The organism is Micrococcus sp. 2A, assembly GCF_039519235.1.
Lineage (GTDB): Bacteria > Actinomycetota > Actinomycetes > Actinomycetales > Micrococcaceae > Micrococcus.
Genome location: NZ_CP154351.1, coordinates 2,188,874 through 2,206,440, shown reverse-complemented (window position 1 = coordinate 2,206,440; position 17,567 = coordinate 2,188,874). Strand labels below are relative to the sequence as shown.

Here is a 17,567-nt window from a genome sequence, read left to right as displayed (position 1 = left end):
AAGGGGCTCCGCGCGCGGCTCAGCGGGAGCGGTTCGCCGCCACCGCCTCGTTCACCACGGGGGCCAGGCGGCGCACGCCCTCCACGAGCTTCTCGGACTCCACGAAGGGGTAGGCCAGGCGCAGGGTCGAGTGGATCCCGTCCACCGGCGTGAACGCGGCGCCGGGGACGAACACCGCGCCGGCCTCGATGCCGCGGTGCATGAGCTCGAGCGTGTTCACGCCCTGGGGGAGAGTGGCCCACAGGAAGAAGCCGCCGCGCGGGGTGATGACGTCCACGGCCGGGTCCCAGTGCTCGCGCACCGCGGACGCCAGGGCCTCGGCGCGCTCCTTGTAGAGGCCCGTCACCGCGCGCACGTGCCCCTGCCAGTCCAGCTGCGTGACGAACGCGGTGGAGAGCATCTGCGAGTACGTGGAGGCGTGGATGAACGCGGACTCCGCCCCGAGGTAGAACTCGCGCTTGAGGGCGGAGGGCACGAGCGCCCAGCCGATGCGCACGCCCGGGGAGAAGATCTTGGACATCGTGCCCAGGTACACCACGTTGTCCCGGTGCTTCGCAGCGATCGGGGTGAGCGGGTCGCCGTCGAACGCGATCTGCCCGTACGGGTTGTCCTCCACGATCAGCACGCCGTGCCTCTTGCACACCGCGGCCACCTCCTCGCGGCGCTCCTCGGGGAGGAGGGCGCCGGAGGGGTTGGCGAACGAGGGGATCGTGTAGAGGAAGGCCACGCGTCGGCCCTCGGCGGCCAGCGCGGTCAGCGTGGCATCCAGCTCGGACGGGACGAGGCCCTGCTCGTCCGTGGGGGTGGCCACCGGATCCAGCTCCCAGGTGTTGAACGTGGTCAGCGCGCCCACGAAGGTGGGGTCCTCCACCACGACGACGTCGCCCGGGTTCGCGAACGTGCGGCACGCGGTGTCGATGGCGGCCTGGGAGCCGGGCGTGATGACGACGAGCTCGGGGTCGGCGTCCGGGATGCCGTCCGCGGCCATGACGGCGGCCGCCGCCTGGCGCATCTCCTCGAGGCCCTGGCCCGGGCCGTACTGCAGCGACTCGGTGCCGTGCTGCGCCACGAGGTCCGCGGCGATCCGGGAGAGCTCCTCGAGCGGGAGGTCCGCGAGCCACGGGTTGCCGCCCGCGAGCGAGACGAGGTTCGGGTCCATCGCGATGTCGAAGACGTCGCGCACGGCGGACTGGGTCACGCCGAGAGCGCGCTGGGCGAGGAGTTCACGACGAGGATGCACGAGTCCGCACCCTAGCAAGGGCCGCCCCCCGCCGGACAGGGGAGGGGCACGCGGTTCACCGGGGCGGTCAGGGGGTGGTGGGGGTCTCCGCCGCTCCCGACGTCGCGGCGCCCTCCGCCGCTCCCGCCCCGGGGGTGCCGACGGTGGTCGACGCGGCTTCCTCCCCCGCGTCGCCCGCGGGCGACGTGCCCTCGGCCCGATCCGCCACGGGGGCGGAGGAGGACGCGGTGGACGCCCACGAGGACCTGGAGGAGGGAGCCCAGGAGTTCTCCGCGGTGGAGCCCTCAGACGTGGAGCCCGCGCCGCCGGCGCCGGCGCCTCCCGGCGTCTCCTCCGTCCCCGCCGCACCCTCCGTCCCTGCAGCCCCCTCCGCGGCCGGCGTCGACGTCTCGGCGGCCGAGGGCGCCGTCTCCGTGGTCTCCGGGGCCCGGGAGGCCTCCACGGTCGGCGTCGCGGAGGCAGTCGCCGGGGGAGCGGACGAGGAGGCCTGCTCGGCGGAGCCGTCCTGCGCCGCCGTCTCCGTCGGTGACGGCGAGGCGCCGGCGGAGGCCGCCGCGTCGTCGTCGGGGGAGGCCGAGGGCTCCGGGCCGAGGGCGAGCGGGGCGAGGCCGAGGAGCTCGTCGAGGTCCCGGCCGTCCACCTCGAGGCGCACGTGGGCGGCGTCCGTCTGGGCGCGGGCCGTCTCCTGCAGCTGCGCCCGCACGCGCGCGGCGGAGCACTCGCCCTCCGTGCTCAGCGTGCCGGAGAACGTGAACACCTCGGTGTCGCCCTCGCGGCGATGCCCCGTCGAGACGAGGGTGCTGCCCGTCTCCACGAGCTCGTTGTAGAGCGGCGGGTCGCCGTGGGAGCCCCATCCGTCGCTGAGGAGGAAGTCCAGGGCGTAGGCGGCGCGGTCCGGGGCGTCGGCGGGGGAGGTCTCCACCGGGATCAGCAGGTCCCCGCAGCCGATGGCGCGGCCCGAGGCTCCCTCGGGCGCGGCGTCCGCCGGGACCACGAGGTGGACGGTCAGCGGGGCGTAGCCCGCCACGTCCGGGGCGGGCACCCCGGTGGAGGAGGCCGGCGCGGAGGAGGCCGCGGGCTCGGACGGCGCGGCCATGCACCCGGTGCCGACGGCGGCCAGTACGCCCAGGCCGGTCAGCAGGACGGCCCGCGGGGCGAGGGGATGGCGCATGCGGGCTCCTGGTGTCGGGGCGGGGTCGGGTGAGCCCTCTCATGGTAGAGCGCTCCCCGGAATCGCGTCCTGCCGGGAGGCTAGGCTGGAGGCATGCCCGTGAGAAACCGCCGCGCCGCCGCCCTGCCCGCCAAGCTGAGCCGCTCCTGGCTGCTGGTGAACGCGGCCCGCTCCGACGACTTCGCGCCGGCCCTGGCCTCCGAGGCGGACTCCGTGATCCTCGACCTCGAGGCCGCCGTGCCCGAGGAGGAGAAGGAGGCGGCGCGCGCCAACGTGGTGGACGCCCTCTCCGGCGGCATGACGGCGTGGGTGCGCATCTCCGCCGCCTCCACCGAGCACTGGGCCCGGGACCTCGAGGCGCTCGCGCGCCTGAGCGGGGTGCGCGGCGTGGTGCTCGCCGAGACCGAGGAGCCCGAACAGGTCACGTTCACGGCCATGCGCCTGCGCGCGGGCACGCCCGTGATCGCGCTGCTGGAGTCCGCCCTGGGCATCGAGAACGCCACGGCGGTGGCCAAGGCCCCGGGGACGTTCCGCCTCGCGTTCGGCGTCAACGACTTCCGCAAGGACGTGGGCGTGGGCGAGGACCCGCTGGCCATGGCCTACGCGCGCTCCCGCATGGTGATCGCCTCGCGCGTGGGACGGCTGCCCGGCGCGATCGACGGCCCGCCGGGGAACGCCGACGCCGAGGACTCCGTGCGCGAGTCCAGCGCCGTGACCGCCTCGATGGGGATGACCGGGCGCCTCGTGCTCAGCCGCGGCCAGGTGGACTGGGTGAACCGGGCGCTGTCTCCGTCCGAGGACGAGCTCTCGTGGGCCAAGGACCTGCTGGACAAGCACAGGGCGGGCGCCGCCGTGGGCGACGGCTCCTACCTGCCGCGCCTGAAGCGCGCCGAGAAGATCGCCGACCTCGCGGACTCGTACGGCCTCTGGAACGCGTGAGCGGCACGCGGCGTGACGTGCCGCGGCCGGCGCCGTGGCCGCCGTCGTGCGCGGGCCACTAGAGTTGACCCCGCTTCCCGCCCGGCCCGGCCGCGGCGGGATCTCCCGCATCCCGCCTCCTCGAAGGACTCCCATGAGCGACGCACCCGCAGCAAGCTTCTCCGCCTCCACCATCTCCGCGGCCGACGACGGCGCGCGCGGCACCGGCACCACCCGCGTCAAGCGCGGCCTGGCGGACATGCTCAAGGGCGGCGTCATCATGGACGTCGTCACCCCGGAGCAGGCCCGCATCGCCGAGGACGCCGGCGCCGTCGCCGTGATGGCCCTCGAGCGCGTGCCCGCGGACATCCGCTCCCAGGGCGGCGTGGCCCGCATGTCGGACCCGGACCTGATCGACGGGATCATCGAGGCCGTGTCCATCCCCGTGATGGCCAAGGCGCGCATCGGCCACTTCGTGGAGGCGCAGGTCCTGCAGTCCCTGAAGGTGGACTTCATCGACGAGTCCGAGGTGCTCTCCCCGGCCGACTACGTGAACCACATCGACAAGTGGGGCTTCGACGTGCCGTTCGTCTGCGGCGCCACCAACCTGGGCGAGGCGCTGCGCCGCATCACCGAGGGCGCGGCCATGATCCGCTCCAAGGGCGAGGCCGGCACCGGCGACGTCTCCGAGGCCGTGAAGCACATCCGCACCATCCGCAAGGAGATCGCGGCGCTGCAGGGCCTGGCCAAGGATGAGCTGTACGTGGCCGCCAAGGAGCTCCAGGCCCCCTACGAGCTCGTGGCCGAGGTCGCCTCCACCGGCACCCTGCCGGTCGTCATGTTCACCGCAGGCGGCGTGGCCACCCCGGCGGACGCGGCCTTGATGATGCAGATGGGCGCCGACGGCGTGTTCGTGGGCTCCGGCATCTTCAAGTCCGGCAACCCCGCCCAGCGTGCCGAGGCCATCGTCAAGGCGACGGCCCAGTTCGATGACCCCGCCGCGATCGCCGCTGCCTCCCGCGGCCTCGGCGAGGCCATGGTGGGCATCAACGTCTCCGACCTCGCAGCCCCGCACCGCCTGGCCGAGCGCGGCTGGTGACCTGACCCCACCCCCCTCCCTCCCCTCCGAACGAGGTGTCACGAAGTGTTGGTATCCGCCACGGATACCAACACTTCGTGACACCTCATCTGCGTGGGTCTGCGGGTGGGGGAGGACCGCTCCTGCACACGTGCCGGGCCGGCCCGCCTCGTCCACCGAGGACGACGGCGGTCCGCCCGCCGCGCTCGGCGGTCGCCACGCTGGGGGCATGACCCGCCCGCCCCGGCCGCTCCCGTCCCCCGTCTCCCCGCCGCCTGACCACGACGACGACGCCCCCGTGCCCCGGCGCCTCCAGACCCCGGACGCCGCACCGGTGCACACCGTCCGCAACCTGCGGGCCGCCGGTGCGACGGCCCAGCGCCTGCGCGCGTCCGACCTCGCGGCCCCGGCGTGGGGTCTGCGGGCGATCGGACCGGGTCCCGTCGACCGGATCGGTCACCTGCGAGCGCTGACGGACCTCACGCCCGGGGACGCCGTGGTCACTCACGCCACCGCCGCGTGGGTCTGGGGGATCTGGCTGCCGTCGGCGCTGGACCCGCTCTCCCCGCTCCATCTGTCCAAGCGCATCGACGCCGGCGGCCGCCCCCGTCCTCGCGGCGTCCGTCCCCACACGCTTCCCCCGGCCGCCCCCGTCACCCGTCTCGCGGGCGTCCCCGTGACGTCGGCGGCATGGACCTGGACTGACCTGGCCACACAGCTCGTCCCGTGGGGTGACCCACGGTCCGTCCCGCCCCTCGTGGAGGAGCGTGCCCTCGAGGACCTCGTGGTGGCGGGGGAGTCGCTGCTCCAGTCCGCGCACGGGGCGGCCGCCAGGCAGGAGCCCGGCGAGCACCCGCGATGCACGCGAGCGGAACTGGCCGCCGTCGTCGGGAAGCGGCGGAACGTGCGCGGGGTGCGCCTGATGCGGGCAGCGCTGCCGCTGCTGCGGGACGGCAGCGGATCGCCCGCGGAGAGCCGGCTGCGGCTGCGGCTGGTGGGGGCCGGCTTCCCGGAGCCGCGGATGAACGTGCGGGTCACGCTCCGGGGCGGGTCGTGGATCATGCCGGACCTGGTGTGGGAGGAGTCGCGCGTGTGCCTCGAGTACGAGGGCGACCACCACCGCACGGACGTCGCCCAGTTCCGGGAGGACATCAGCCGCGTGCGCCGTCTCGAGGCGTCGGACTGGACCTGTCTGCGGGTGGCCGGGGACGTGTGGACGCCGTCGGGGTTCGAGCGGATGGCGGCCGACCTGCGCGCCGCCCTCCTCCGCCGCGGCGCCGTCCTCTCCGCGCAGACGAATTGTCACGAATCGTTGGAATGCGGCCCGGATGCCAACGATTCGTGACACCTCGTTCGGGGGAGGGGGCGGGCTAGCATCAGGGGAATGACGACGACGCGGCCGGACGGCGACCAGGGTTCCAGCAACGGGAGGCTCGTCGGGGTGTTCGCGCTCCAGGGCGACGTCCGCGAGCACGTGCACGTCCTCGAGGCGCTCGGCGCGCAGACCCGGCTGGTGCGGCGCCCCGCCGACCTCGAGGGGCTCGACGGGATCGTCCTGCCTGGAGGGGAGTCGTCCGTGATGGACCGGCTCGCGCGGATCATGGCGCTCAAGGACGCGCTCGCCGCGGCCCTCTGCGCGGGCCTGCCGGCCTACGGCACGTGCGCCGGCCTCATCATGCTGGCGGACGGGATCCAGAACCCTGCCCCGGGCCAGGGCAGTCTCGGCGTCCTGGACGTCACGGTGCGGCGCAACGCGTTCGGCGCGCAGGTGGACTCGTTCGAGGAGGACCTCGCCATCCCCGCCGTCTCGGCGGACCCGGTGCATGCCGTGTTCATCCGCGCGCCCGCAGTGCTGGAAGCCGGCGCCGGCGTCGAGGTCCTGGCGAGCGTGCCGGCCTCGCGCCTGTCCGTGGACCCTGCGGGGCTGGGGCTCGACGACGACGCGCGCCTGCCCGTGGCCGTGCGCCAGGGGCGCCTGCTCGCCACGAGCTTCCACCCCGAGGTCACCGGCGACTGGTCCTTCCACCGGGAGTTCCTCGCTGGCCTCTGAGCCGGACGCTCTCGGGCAGTGAGCCCGGACGACGCGGGGCCCGGACGGATCCGACCGTCCGGGCCCCGCGTCGTCGGTCGGATCAGGCCTCGGCGAGCACGTCCGCGGTGACGCGCACGTCCGTCTCCGCGTCCAGCCCGAGCGGGTCGGCGAGCGCCTCGGCCACGGAGCGCAGGGTGAGGGAGCCCTCGTGGGCGTTGAGCCCCGCGGCGAATCCCTCGTCGGAGGAGAGGGCGGCGCGCCAGCCGGCGTCGGCGATCTTCAGGATGTAGGGCAGGGTCGCGTTCGTGAGGGCGGCCGTGGAGGTCTGCGGCACGGCACCGGGCATGTTGGCCACGCAGTAGTAGACCTGCTCGCCCACGCGGTACGTGGGGTCCTGGTGCGTGGTGGCGCGGGAGTTCTCGAAGCAGCCGCCCTGGTCGATCGCGATGTCCACGAGCACGGTGCCCGGGCGCATCGCCTCCACCATCTCCGCCGTGACCAGCTTGGGGGCCGTCGCGCCGGGGATCAACACGGAGCCGATCACGAGGTCCGCGTCCGCCACGGTCTCGGCGATGGACAGGTGGGAGGAGGCCAGCGTGCGGAAGCGCCCGTTGTGGGTGGCGTCCAGCTGAGCGAGGCGCTCCAGGTTGATGTCCAGCACGGTCACGTCCGCGCCCATGCCCGCGGCGACGACGGCCGCGTTCTCGCCCGCGACGCCCGCGCCGATCACGGCCACGCGTCCGCGGCGGGTGCCGGGCACGCCGCCGAGCAGCACGCCCGAGCCGCCCTGCGCCTGGGTGAGGTGGTAGGCGCCGGCCGTGGGGGCGAGGCGACCGGCCACCTGGGACATCGGGGCCAGCAGCGGCAGGGCGCGGCCGCGGGTGACGGTCTCGTAGGCGATCGCGGTGGTGCCGGAGTCCAGGAGGGCGCGGGTGCCCTCGGCGTCGGCGGCGAGGTGGAGGTAGGTGAAGAGGACCTGGCCGCGGCGCAGGCGGTGGTGCTCCTCGGCCACGGGCTCCTTGACCTTCAGCACGAGCTCCGCGCGCTCCCAGACCTCGTCCGCGCTCCCGACGAGCTGGGCGCCCGCCTCGGCGTAGGCCTCGTCCGGGATGCCGGAGCCGACGCCGGCGCCGGCCTGCACCAGGACCTCGTGGCCGCGGCGGACCAGCTCCAGGACGCCGCTGTGCGTGAGGGCGACGCGGAACTCGTTGTTCTTGACCTCTGTGGGCACTCCGATCAGCATGGCGGCGAATCTAGCCGTCCCGACGGCATTGCGGACCAGGTGCCGAAGGATCGTGCGCGAGGACGGCAGAATTGGACAGAATCGTCAACGCACAGCTCACAGTGAGGCCGGAACCATGAAGCATCTGCAGTCCCTCGACCGGGTGGACCGGCGGCTCCTCGAGCTGCTGCGGCAGGACGCGCGCCGCACCAACGCCTCGCTCGCTGAGGAGCTCGGGGTGGCGCCGTCCACGTGCCTGGCCCGGCTCAAGGCGCTGCGCGCGTCCGGCGCCGTGCGCGGCTTCACCGTGGAGGTGGACCCGGCCGCCCTGGGGAACGGCTTGGTGGCGCTGATCTCCGTGCGCATCCGCCCGGGGGCGCGCCACCGCATGGAGGAGCTCTTCGAGCAGATGCGCGCGCTGCCCGGCGTGCTCCAGGTGTTCTTCCTCGGCGGCGAGGAGGACTTCCTCCTCCACGTGGCGGTCGCGGACTCGGAGGAGGTCTCCCGGTTCGTGCTCAAGAACCTCTCGGCGGATCCGGCCGTGGCCTCCACCCGCACCTCCCTCGTGTTCCGGCACGAGCACGGCGAGCGGCCCTGGCAGCGGGGCTGAGCGGGCGCGGCCCGCCCGCCGGCGGCAGCGGCGCCTGCTCTCCCTGGGCGGCCCGTCATACTGGAGCGGCGACCACCCTCGCGATCGCCGTGTCCCTCCTTGCCGTCCTCCTGATCATGGTCGGGGTGGTCGGCACGGTCTACCCGATCCTGCCCGGCTCGATCCTCATCCCGTCCCTCGCGTGGGCGTGGATCCTCGGGTCCAGTGCCTCCTGGACGTTCGGCATCGTCGCGGCCGGCCTGGCGATCGCGGGCCTGAGCGCGTCCGCCGTGCTCACGGGCCGCTCGCTGCGCCGGGAGAAGGTGACGCGCGGGCCGATCATGGCCGGCGTCGTCGGGGCGATCATCGGCTTCTTCGTCCTCCCCGTGGTCGGCCTGTTCATCGGCTTCGCGGTGGGCCTGTTCGCCTCGCAGTGGGCGCGCCTCAAGGACGGCCGCGCCGCCAGGGCCAGCTCCGTCAACGCCCTCAAGACCATGGGCCTCGGGATCATCGTCCGCGCCGCCGTCTGAGCGCCGGCCCACCACGACGCCGCCGCCCGCCCCGGGAGGGGCAGGCGGCGGCGGCGTGGCGCGTGATCTCCGCGGTTCAGGCGGGCGTGCCGCCCGTGGCCTCGCGACGGGCGCGGGCCTCGGCCGAGAGGAACCTCTCGTAGGCCGGGAGCGTGAGGAAGTCCGGGAACTCCTCCGCGAGGGCCACCGAGGTGAACACCTCCCGTGCGTCGTCGAAGCGGTCGCCCTCGGTGCGCTCGATGGCGGCGAACTCCTCGTCGGTGAGCTGCTGCACCCACTCGCGGGTCACGGTGCGCTCCCCGCCGTCGGTGAGCTTCGCGGTGGAGCCGGCGTTCACCCACTGCCAGAGCTGCGAGCGGGAGATCTCGGCGGTGGCCGCGTCCTCCATGAGGTTGTGGATGGCGGCGGCGCCGTTGCCCCGCAGCCAGGACTCGAGGTAGCGGATGCCGACCTCGATGTTGGTCCGCAGCCCCCGCTCGGTGATCGAGCCGACCGTGGACCTCACGTCGATGAGGGCCGCGGCGTCCGGCACGACGTCCTCGCGGCGGCGGGTGCGGATCTGGTTGGGCTCCTCCCCCAGCACCCCGTCGAAGACCTCCATGGCCACGGGCACGAGGTCCGGGTGGGCCACCCAGGAGCCGTCGAAGCCGTCGCCGGCCTCGCGGCTCTTGTCCGCGCGGACCTTCTCGAGGGCGGCGGCGTTGGCCTCCGCGTCCTTGCGGCTCGGGATCTGCGCGGCCATGCCGCCGATCGCCGAGGCGCCGCGCCGGTGGCAGGTGCGCACCAGCAGCTCGGTGTAGGCCCGCATCATCGGCTGGGTCATGGTGACCTCGGAGCGGTCGGGGAGCACGAAGTCGGCGCCGCGGTCGCGGAAGGTCTTGATGATGCTGAAGATGTAGTCCCAGCGGCCCGCGTTCAGGCCGGCCGCGTGGTTGCGCAGCTGGTAGAGGATCTCCTCCATCTCGAACGCGGCCGTGATGGTCTCGATCAGCACGGTGGCGCGGACGGTGCCCTGCGGCACCGCCAGGAGGTCCTGAGCCCGGACGAACACGCAGTTCCACCAGCGCGCCTCCAGGTGCGACTCCGTCTTGGGGAGGTAGAAGTACGGGCCGCGGCCGCGGGCCACGAGCTCCTTCGCGTTGTGGAAGAAGTACAGGGCGAAGTCCGTGAGGGCGCCGGACACGGGCGAGCCGTCCACCTCGATGCGGTCCTCCATCAGGTGCAGGCCGCGGGGGCGCACGTTGATGGTGGGGTGGTCGGTGAGGGCCTCACCGTTCAGCTGGTACTCCTTGCCGCCGGCGCTCAGGGAGATGGTCCCGCGGATGGCGTCCCGCAGGTTCACCTGGCCGGCGATCACGTTCTCCCAGGAGGGGGTGGAGGAGTCCTCGAAGTCGGCGAGCCAGCCGCGGGCGCCGGAGTTCATCGCATTGATGGTCATCTTCCGGTCCACCGGACCGGTGATCTCCACACGGCGGTCCTTCAGGCCGGGGGCCAGGGGCGCCACGTGCCACGACGCGTCCTCCCGGACCTTGCGGGTCTCGGGGAGGAAGTCGAGGGTGGCGCCCCCGGCGATGCGGTCCCGGCGCTCCTCGCGAAGCCCCATGAGCTCCCGCCGACGCGGCTCCATCGCGCGGTGCAGGGCGGCCAGGAAGTCGATCGCCTCCGGGGTGAGGATCTCCCTCTGGCCGGGGACGGGGTCGCCCAGCACCCGCACGCCGTTCAGCGTGCTGTCGCCGAAGCTCGTCTGCAGGGTCATCATGGCTTGCTCCTAGGGTCTTCGCGGTTCGCAGTCGGGGGAGGAACGGCTCAGTGGAACTGGCCGGCCTCGGTGGACTCCCGGAGGGCCACCGTGGACGAGTCGGGGTTGATGGCGGTGGAGACGGCGTCGAAGTAGCCGGTGCCCACCTCGCGCTGGTGACGGGTGGCGGTGTAGCCGCGCGCCTCGTCGGCGAACTCGCGCTCCTGCAGCTCCACGTACGCGGACATCTGGCGCTCGTTGTAGCCCTTGGCCAGGTCGAACATGGAGTGGTTGAGGGCGTGGAAGCCGGCCAGGGTGATGAACTGGAACGTGTATCCCATGGCGCCGAGCTCGCGCTGGAACTTGGCGATGGTGTCGTCGTCCAGGTTCTTGCGCCAGTTGAAGGACGGCGAGCAGTTGTAGGAGAGCATCTGGTCGGGGAACTCCGACTTGACGGCCTCGGCGAACTTCCGGGCCAGCTCCAGGTCCGGGGTGCCGGTCTCCATCCAGATGAGGTCGGAGTAGGGGGCGTAGGCCTTGGCGCGGGCGATGCAGGGCTCGATGCCGTTGCGGACCTTGTAGAAGCCCTCGGCGGTGCGCTCGCCGGTGATGAACTCCGTGTCGCGCTCGTCGACGTCGGAGGTGATGAGGGTGGCGGCCTCGGCGTCGGTGCGGGCGATAATCACGGAGGGGACGTCGGCGACGTCGGCCGCGAGGCGGGCGGCGTTCAGGGTGCGGATGTGCTGGCCGGTGGGGATGAGCACCTTGCCGCCCAGGTGGCCGCACTTCTTCTCCGAGGCGAGCTGGTCCTCCCAGTGCACGCCCGAGGCGCCGGCCACGATCATGGACTTCATGAGCTCGTAGGCGTTGAGGGGGCCGCCGAAGCCGGCCTCCGCGTCGGCGACGATCGGCACGAGCCAGTCCTCGACGGACTGGATGCCCTCGGAGTGCTCGATCTGGTCCGCGCGCAGCAGCGCGTTGTTGATGCGGCGCACCACGGTGGGCACGGAGTTCGCGGGGTACAGCGACTGGTCCGGGTAGGTGTGACCGGAGAGGTTGGCGTCGGCGGCGACCTGCCAGCCGGAGAGGTACACGGCGCGCAGGCCGGCCTTGACCTGCTGCACGGCCTGGTTGCCGGTGAGGGCGCCGAGGGCGTTGGTGAACTCGCCGCCGGCGTGCTCCTTCGTGAGCTGGTTCCACAGCTTCTCCGAGCCGCGGCGGGCCAGGGTGTGCTCCTCCTGGACACGGCCGCGCAGGCGGACGACGTCCTCGGCGGAGAAGGTGCGCTCGGTGGTGGCCCAGCGGGCGTCGGTCGCCCACTGCTGGGCGAGCTGCTCGGCGGTGGGGGCGGTCTGCTCGGTCATGATCGCTGTCCTCTCGGGAGGGGGTGGGAGGAGCGATCGGCCGCTTCGTCGCGGCGTCCCGTTCCCCGGGGTGTGTTCTCACTCTGGACCCGCTCGTACGGGTCTGGAAGACGATTCCGGGAAGAACAACGGGCCGTTTTGTCCGCCTGTCATAAATCAGCGTTTCCGGCCAGATTGACGCGTCAACTCAGGGAATGAGGGTCTGCGGGCCCGGAAACTTCTAGAAAAATGACTGAAAGGCCTACCGGAGTGGCCCTCGCCCCCCTACGCTGGCCCCATGGAACCGACCCGCATCGAGGCGGCGGACGCGGGAGGCGGCGCCGTCGACCCCCTCGTCTTCGGCCGCCGCCTGCGCCACCTGCGGCGCGAGTCCGGGCGCACCCTCGCCCAGGTGGCCGAGGCCGCCGGCGTCACCGCCTCCCATCTCTCCCTCGTGGAGAACGGCCGGCGCGAGCCGCGCCTGCAGCTCGTGGGACGCCTCGCCGAGACGCTCGGCGTCGGCGTGGAGGAGCTGCTGCGCCCCGACGTCCCCAGCCGCCGCGCCGCCCTCGAGATCGCGGTGGAGCGCGCCCAGCGCGGGCCCCTCTTCGCGCGCCTCGGCCTGCCGCCCGTCAAGGTCGGGGTCGGCACGCCCACCGAGGTGCTCGAGGTGATCGCGGGACTGCAGGCCGAGCTGGACCGGCAGATGGCCGAGCGCGTCTCCACGCCCGAGGAGGCGCGCCGGGCCAACAGCGAGCTGCGCGAGGAGATGCGCCGCCGCGGCAACCACTACGCGGACCTGGAGCGCCAGGCCAGCGCGCTGCGCGCCGTCGTCCGGGACTCTGAGGGCCCGCTGACCCACCAGGACGTCTCCGCCATCGCGGACCACGTGGGCTTCTCCGTGCGGTTCGTCCCGGACCTGCCCCACTCCACCCGCTCCGTGACGGACCTGAAGAACCGGCGCATCTACCTGGCCCGCTCGCGGCGCCCGGCGCACGACCCGCGCGCCGTGCTGCTCCAGGCGGTCTGCTCCGCCGTGCTCGGCCACGGCGAGCCGCGCGACTACTCGGAGTTCCTGCGCCAGCGCGTGTTCACCAACTACCTCGCGGCGGCCCTGATGATGCCGCAGGAGAGCACCGTGCGCGCGCTCAAGGAGGCCAAGGAGCGCCGCGAGCTCTCCGTGGACGACCTGCGGGACCGCTACGGCGTCTCCTGGGAGTCCGCGGCCCACCGCTTCACCAACCTCGCCACCGAGCACCTGGGCATCCGCTGCCACTTCGCCAAGGTCAGCGACTCCGGGGTGTTCCACAAGGCGTACGAGAACGACGGCGTCCGCTTCCCCACGGACCACATCGGTGCCATCGAGGGGCAGCCCGCGTGCCGGGAGTGGACCTCGCGGCAGGTGTTCGACGTGGCGGACCGGCTGGGCTCCTTCCACCAGTACACGGACACCGTGGCGGGCACCTTCTGGTGCGCCGCCGTCGTCGAGCCGACATCCACCGGCCTGTACTCCCTCACCGTGGGCGTCCCGTTCGACGACGCGAAGTGGTTCCAGGGCCGGGAGACGACGGCGCGCAGCGTGAGCCGCTGCCCCGATCCCACGTGCTGCCGCACGCCCTCCCCGGAGCTCGAGGCGGCGTGGGGAGGCAACGCGTGGCCGGCGGCCCGCGCCAACGCCCACCTGCTGGCGGCCATGCCCAGCGGCGCCTTCCCGGGCGTGGACGAGGTGCAGGTCTTCGAGTTCCTGCAGGCGCAGGAGCGCGGCTGAGCGACGGCGGACCCTCGCCCATACTGGGGACGTGACCCTCGCGATCGTCGTCTCCGTCCTCGCCCTCCTCCTGCTCCTCGTGGGGCTGGTGGGCACCGTCTACCCGATCTTGCCGGGCTCGGCCCTCAACCTCGTGACCGCGATCGCGTGGGCCTGGATCCTGGGCTCGACCGCCTCGTGGACGTTCGGCCTCGTGGCCGCCGGCCTCTCGATCGCCGGCATGGGCGCCTCCGCCGTGCTCACCGGACGGCGTCTGCGCCGCGAGCGCGTCCCGCGCGGCCCGATCCTCGTGGGCCTGGTGTGCGGCGCGATCGGCTTCTTCGTGGTCCCGATCGTGGGCCTCTTCCTGGGCTTCGCGCTCGGCCTCTTCGGCTCGCAGTGGGCGCGCCTCAAGGACGGCCGCGCCGCGCTCGCCAGCTCGTGGAGCACGCTCAAGGCCATGGGGCTGGGCATCCTCGTGGAGCTCGGCTGCGCGATGCTCGCCCTCGCCTCGGTGGGCATCGGCGTCGTGGTGCACTTCCTCAGCGCCTGAGCGGCGCGCCGGACTGAGCGTCCCGTCAGTCTGAGCGGGCGCGCCGCCCGGCGTTCCGGGGTCGGGGCAGCCCCGCACGCCCGTCAGCTCGCGAAGGCTCCCGCCAGCCCGATCATGTGGGTGCGGAAGGCGTCGGCCTCCGCGCTGTTCTTCGGCGTACCCGTCTTCGCCTCACCCTCCTCCGCCGCGTCCACGGCGTTGAGCACCAGGCGCACGAACGTCCAGGCGCGCACCCGCTCCGGGTCCAGCCCGGCGACGTCGGCCACGATGTCCGCGCGGATCGCGCGGCACGTGGCCGCCGTCGTCGTCTCCTCCGAGCACGAGCGCAGCCTCCTGGCGGACATCGTGGACGTGGACGCGCACGTGGTGCCGCTGCCCGTGGAGGACCGCCGGGCCGCGGTCGCGGCGCCGCGGCCCGCGCTGCCCCCGCATCTGGAGGGCCTGGAGCGGGACGTGGTGGTGTTCGGCTACCTCTACCCCGGCAAGGGGCACGCCGTGGCGCTGGAGGCGCTCGCCGAGCTGCACCGCCAGTGGGGCCCCGGCTCCGAGGCCCCGCGGCGCGTGACCGCCCTGGGCCCCGTGTCCGCCGGCCACGACTCCCTGGTGCAGGAGCTCGCCGAGGAGGCGCGGCAGCGGGGGCTGGAGTTCCGCGCCACCGGCTTCGTGCCGGACGAGCTCACCGACGCCGCCCTCCTCGCCGCCGCCGTGCCGCTCGCGGCGCACCACAACGTCTCCGCCTCCGGCTCCCTGAGTTCGTGGATGGGCGTGGGCCGCCGGGCGATCGTGCCCGCCGGAGCGCGGCTACCGAACGGCGAGGGAGTAGAAGCCCAGGATGTGCGAGCGCAGGGCGTCGGCGGCAGCGTCCCCGTCCCGAGCGCGGACGTGCGCCAGGACCGCGCGGTGGTCCCGCTGGAGTCCGGCCCGGACGTCCTGCCAGTCGTCGAGCAGGGCAACGGTCTCCTGGACGTACCCGATGGTCGCCTCGCGCAGCGACGACATGACGGTCTCCACCACCACGTTGCGGGCCAGCGACGCGAGGAGGACGTGGAACTCGGCGTCCAGGCGGTGGAACTGCTCCGCGGGCAGGGCCTCGTCGTCCATCCGGTCCACGAGGGCCTCCGCGTCGTCGAGCGCGGCGGCGCGGGCGGCGTCGTCCGCCCCCTGGGCCGCGCGGGCCGCGGCCCGCGCGGCGTCCGTCTCGAGGAGGACGCGCGTGGTGACCACGTCCGCCATGGGCAGGGCCCGCGTGGCGATGTGCATGCGCAGTGCCCAGGCGAGGGCCGCGGAGGGCTGGGAGACCAGGATGGTCCCGGCGTTCGGGCCGGAGCCGGCCGAGGCCCGCAGCAGGCCCATGGCGTCCAGCATGCGCGTCGCCTCACGGACCGAGGTCCGCGAGATCCCGAAGCGCTCGGCCAGGGCGCGCTCTCCCGGGAGCTTGTCCCCGACGGAGAGCCCGCCTCCGCGGAGCTCGTCCTCCAGCCAGTCGAGGATGACGGTGTACGAGGGCTGGGCGGGCACGGTGACTCCTGGACAGGGCGGACGGGGCGGGGGTGAGCGCGGCCCCGCGCACCCGTGCCCGCAGGATAGTGGATCCTGCGGGCGCGCTCAGCCGGCGCCGGTCCGGCAGGAGGTCACGGGAGCATGCCGTGCAGCACCGTCGCCTGAAGGAACACGATCAGGCAGACCAGCAGGAGCAGGCCCACGGACCACGGCACCACCGTGCGGAAGATCTTGGACTCCTGTCCCTCCATGCCGACCGCGGTGGCGGCGATGGCGAGGGACTGCGGGGAGATCATCTTGCCGACGACGCCGCCCGAGGTGTTCGCGGCGACCATGAGCGCGGGGTCCAGCCCGGTGTTCTCGGCGGCGGTCTGCTGGAGGGTGGCGAAGAGCGCGTTGGCCGAGGTGTCCGAGCCGGTCACGGCGGTGCCCAGCCAGCCCAGGACCGGGGAGAGGAACGCGAAGGCCCCGCCCACGCCGGCGATGGCCGTGCCCATGGCCAGGGTCTGGCCGGAGAAGTTCATGACGTAGGCGAGGGAGAGCACCAGGACGATCGTCAGCCCGGACCACCGCATGCGCCAGAAGCACCGGCCGATCTCGGCGAGGGCGTCGGTGAAGGAGAGGCGGTAGCGGCCGCCTCCGTCGCGGACCGCGTAGACGGCGGCGACCAGCAGGCCGGTGATCAGCAGCAGGGTTCCGGGAGAGGACAGCCACGGCAGCGAGTACACCGTCGACGAGATGGCCGCGCCGGCCCCGTCGACGAGGTTCCCGTGCAGGCCGGGCCACGGGATCTTCACGTTGCTGGAGGCCAGCAGCTTCGGCACGTCCACCCCCAGCGTCCAGAGCTTCGCCACGCCGAAGACGGCCACCACCAGCAGGTAGGGCAGCACCGCCATCCACACGCGCCCCGGGGTGAGCGCCTCCGTTCGTGCCGGAGTGCGCACGCCGAGGCGCTGGCCGGCCGCGGCCGCGCCCTGGGGGCGCCAGAACCGGAGCAGGACGACGGCGGCGGCCATCGCGAGCAGGGAGGCCACGACGTCGGTCAGCTCGTAGGAGAAGTGCGTCGAGGACCACCAGATGCCGACGGAGAAGGCGCCGCCGATCACGAGCAGTGCCGGCCAGGTCTCCCGCACGCCCCGGACCCCGTCGATCAGGAAGACCAGCAGGAACGGGACGAGCACGGCGACGAAGGGGGCCTGGTGGCCGACGACGGCACCGATGTGCGCCGCGGGGATGCCGGTGAGCTGGCCGGCCGTCGTGATCGGGATGCCGACCGCGCCGAACGCCACGGGGGCGGTGTTGGCGATCAGCACGACCGTCGCGGCCTTGAGGGGCGGGAGGCCGAGGGCGAGCAGCATGGTCGCCGTGATGGCCACCGGGGCGCCGAATCCGGCCAGTGCCTCCAGCATGCCGCCGAAGCAGAACGCGATCAGGACGGCCTGGATGCGGACGTCGCCTCCACCGACCGAGTCGAAGATGGCGCGCATGTCCTCGAAGCGGCCCGAGAGCACCGTGACCTGGTAGAACCACAGCGCCATCACCACGATCCACACGATCGGGAGGAGGCCGAAGACCGCTCCCTGGGTCGCGGAGAGGAGCGCCAGTCCGGTGGGCATGCCGAATCCCAGCACAGCCACCAGCAGGGCCACCGCCAGGGAGGCCAGGGCGGCCTGCCACGCCTTGGCCTTGAGCGCGAGCAGGAGCGCGAAGAAGGTGATCAGCGGAAGGGTGGCGAGCAGGGCTGACAGGCCGAGGTTGCCGGCGACCGCGTCGGTCGTCGCGGTGAACGTGGGCACGCGTTCTCCTTGGGGGTGGGGCGCTGGGCCGGGGTGGGGCGGGGTCGCGAGGTCTCGCATCCGTGTGGACGGACCGCTGTGGTCTGACCGCAGACGCTATATGGCGTGCA

The 17,567-nt window shown here is 73.4% G+C and carries 16 protein-coding genes; 8 read left to right on the top strand and 8 right to left on the bottom strand.

Going from position 1 to position 17,567, the window contains the following annotated elements; genetic code table 11:
• Nucleotides 1–19 precede the first annotated feature (19 nt).
• Nucleotides 20–1,198 (bottom strand): PLP-dependent aminotransferase family protein, encoded by a 1,179-nt coding sequence (locus tag AAG742_RS10140; protein WP_298712246.1) that lies wholly within the window; start codon nucleotides 1,196–1,198, stop codon nucleotides 20–22.
• 109 nt (nucleotides 1,199–1,307) lie between these two features.
• On the bottom strand, nucleotides 1,308–2,411 hold the full coding sequence (locus AAG742_RS10135) for a hypothetical protein (RefSeq protein ID WP_298712249.1): 1,104 nt from the start codon (nucleotides 2,409–2,411) through the stop codon (nucleotides 1,308–1,310).
• A gap of 93 nt (nucleotides 2,412–2,504) precedes the next feature.
• Between AAG742_RS10135 and AAG742_RS10130 the strand changes: the two genes are divergently transcribed.
• The 4 genes from AAG742_RS10130 to pdxT all read left to right on the top strand — a co-directional run bounded on the left by AAG742_RS10130 (nucleotide 2,505) and on the right by pdxT (nucleotide 6,457).
• Nucleotides 2,505–3,350, top strand: coding sequence for a CoA ester lyase (locus AAG742_RS10130; protein ID WP_248117393.1), 846 nt, complete (start codon nucleotides 2,505–2,507; stop codon nucleotides 3,348–3,350).
• A 133-nt stretch (nucleotides 3,351–3,483) separates the two neighbouring features.
• Nucleotides 3,484–4,428, top strand: a complete 945-nt coding sequence (gene pdxS / locus AAG742_RS10125) for a pyridoxal 5'-phosphate synthase lyase subunit PdxS (RefSeq protein WP_298712252.1) — start codon at nucleotides 3,484–3,486, stop codon at nucleotides 4,426–4,428.
• A gap of 208 nt (nucleotides 4,429–4,636) precedes the next feature.
• Entirely contained in the window at nucleotides 4,637–5,752 is a 1,116-nt protein-coding gene (locus tag AAG742_RS10120) for a hypothetical protein (RefSeq protein WP_298712255.1), read from the top strand.
• Nucleotides 5,753–5,791: 39 nt separating this feature from the next.
• Nucleotides 5,792–6,457 carry a pyridoxal 5'-phosphate synthase glutaminase subunit PdxT gene (gene pdxT, locus AAG742_RS10115; protein ID WP_298712258.1) on the top strand — a complete coding sequence of 222 codons (666 nt, stop codon included), beginning with the start codon at nucleotides 5,792–5,794 and terminating at the stop codon, nucleotides 6,455–6,457.
• An 82-nt stretch (nucleotides 6,458–6,539) separates the two neighbouring features.
• Here the strand turns inward: pdxT and ald are convergent, their stop codons facing one another.
• A complete protein-coding gene (ald, locus tag AAG742_RS10110; protein WP_298712261.1) occupies nucleotides 6,540–7,682 on the bottom strand; it encodes an alanine dehydrogenase in 1,143 nt (380 codons plus the stop codon).
• Nucleotides 7,683–7,797: 115 nt separating this feature from the next.
• Here ald and AAG742_RS10105 point away from each other — a divergent pair, with 115 nt between their 5' ends.
• Complete coding sequence (locus tag AAG742_RS10105) at nucleotides 7,798–8,271, top strand: Lrp/AsnC family transcriptional regulator (RefSeq protein WP_298712264.1); 474 nt, start codon at nucleotides 7,798–7,800, stop codon at nucleotides 8,269–8,271.
• Nucleotides 8,272–8,360: 89 nt separating this feature from the next.
• The gene (locus tag AAG742_RS10100) at nucleotides 8,361–8,780 is read left to right on the top strand and encodes a DUF456 domain-containing protein (RefSeq protein WP_298712267.1); all 420 of its coding nucleotides are present in this window, start codon (nucleotides 8,361–8,363) and stop codon (nucleotides 8,778–8,780) included.
• Nucleotides 8,781–8,856: 76 nt separating this feature from the next.
• On the opposite strand, the gene aceB is transcribed toward AAG742_RS10100, so the two are convergent.
• Nucleotides 8,857–10,539, bottom strand: coding sequence for a malate synthase A (gene aceB, locus AAG742_RS10095; protein WP_298712269.1), 1,683 nt, complete (start codon nucleotides 10,537–10,539; stop codon nucleotides 8,857–8,859).
• Nucleotides 10,540–10,586: 47 nt separating this feature from the next.
• Nucleotides 10,587–11,882, bottom strand: coding sequence for an isocitrate lyase (gene aceA / locus AAG742_RS10090; protein WP_298712271.1), 1,296 nt, complete (start codon nucleotides 11,880–11,882; stop codon nucleotides 10,587–10,589).
• Between the two features lie 277 nt (nucleotides 11,883–12,159).
• Between aceA and AAG742_RS10085 the strand changes: the two genes are divergently transcribed.
• Entirely contained in the window at nucleotides 12,160–13,629 is a 1,470-nt protein-coding gene (locus AAG742_RS10085) for a helix-turn-helix transcriptional regulator (protein WP_298712273.1), read from the top strand.
• Between the two features lie 31 nt (nucleotides 13,630–13,660).
• A complete protein-coding gene (locus AAG742_RS10080) occupies nucleotides 13,661–14,161 on the top strand; it encodes a DUF456 domain-containing protein (protein WP_298712275.1) in 501 nt (166 codons plus the stop codon).
• An 83-nt stretch (nucleotides 14,162–14,244) separates the two neighbouring features.
• Here AAG742_RS10080 and AAG742_RS10075 read toward each other — a convergent pair whose 3' ends face one another.
• From AAG742_RS10075 to AAG742_RS10065, 3 genes are all read right to left on the bottom strand, one after another.
• A complete protein-coding gene (locus tag AAG742_RS10075) occupies nucleotides 14,245–14,505 on the bottom strand; it encodes a hypothetical protein (protein WP_298712277.1) in 261 nt (86 codons plus the stop codon).
• Between the two features lie 457 nt (nucleotides 14,506–14,962).
• Nucleotides 14,963–15,679, bottom strand: a complete 717-nt coding sequence (locus tag AAG742_RS10070; protein WP_298712281.1) for an FCD domain-containing protein — start codon at nucleotides 15,677–15,679, stop codon at nucleotides 14,963–14,965.
• A gap of 113 nt (nucleotides 15,680–15,792) precedes the next feature.
• Nucleotides 15,793–17,457: an L-lactate permease gene (locus AAG742_RS10065; RefSeq protein ID WP_298712285.1), complete on the bottom strand. Its 1,665-nt coding sequence runs from the start codon at nucleotides 17,455–17,457 to the stop codon at nucleotides 15,793–15,795.
• Nucleotides 17,458–17,567 lie beyond the last annotated feature (110 nt).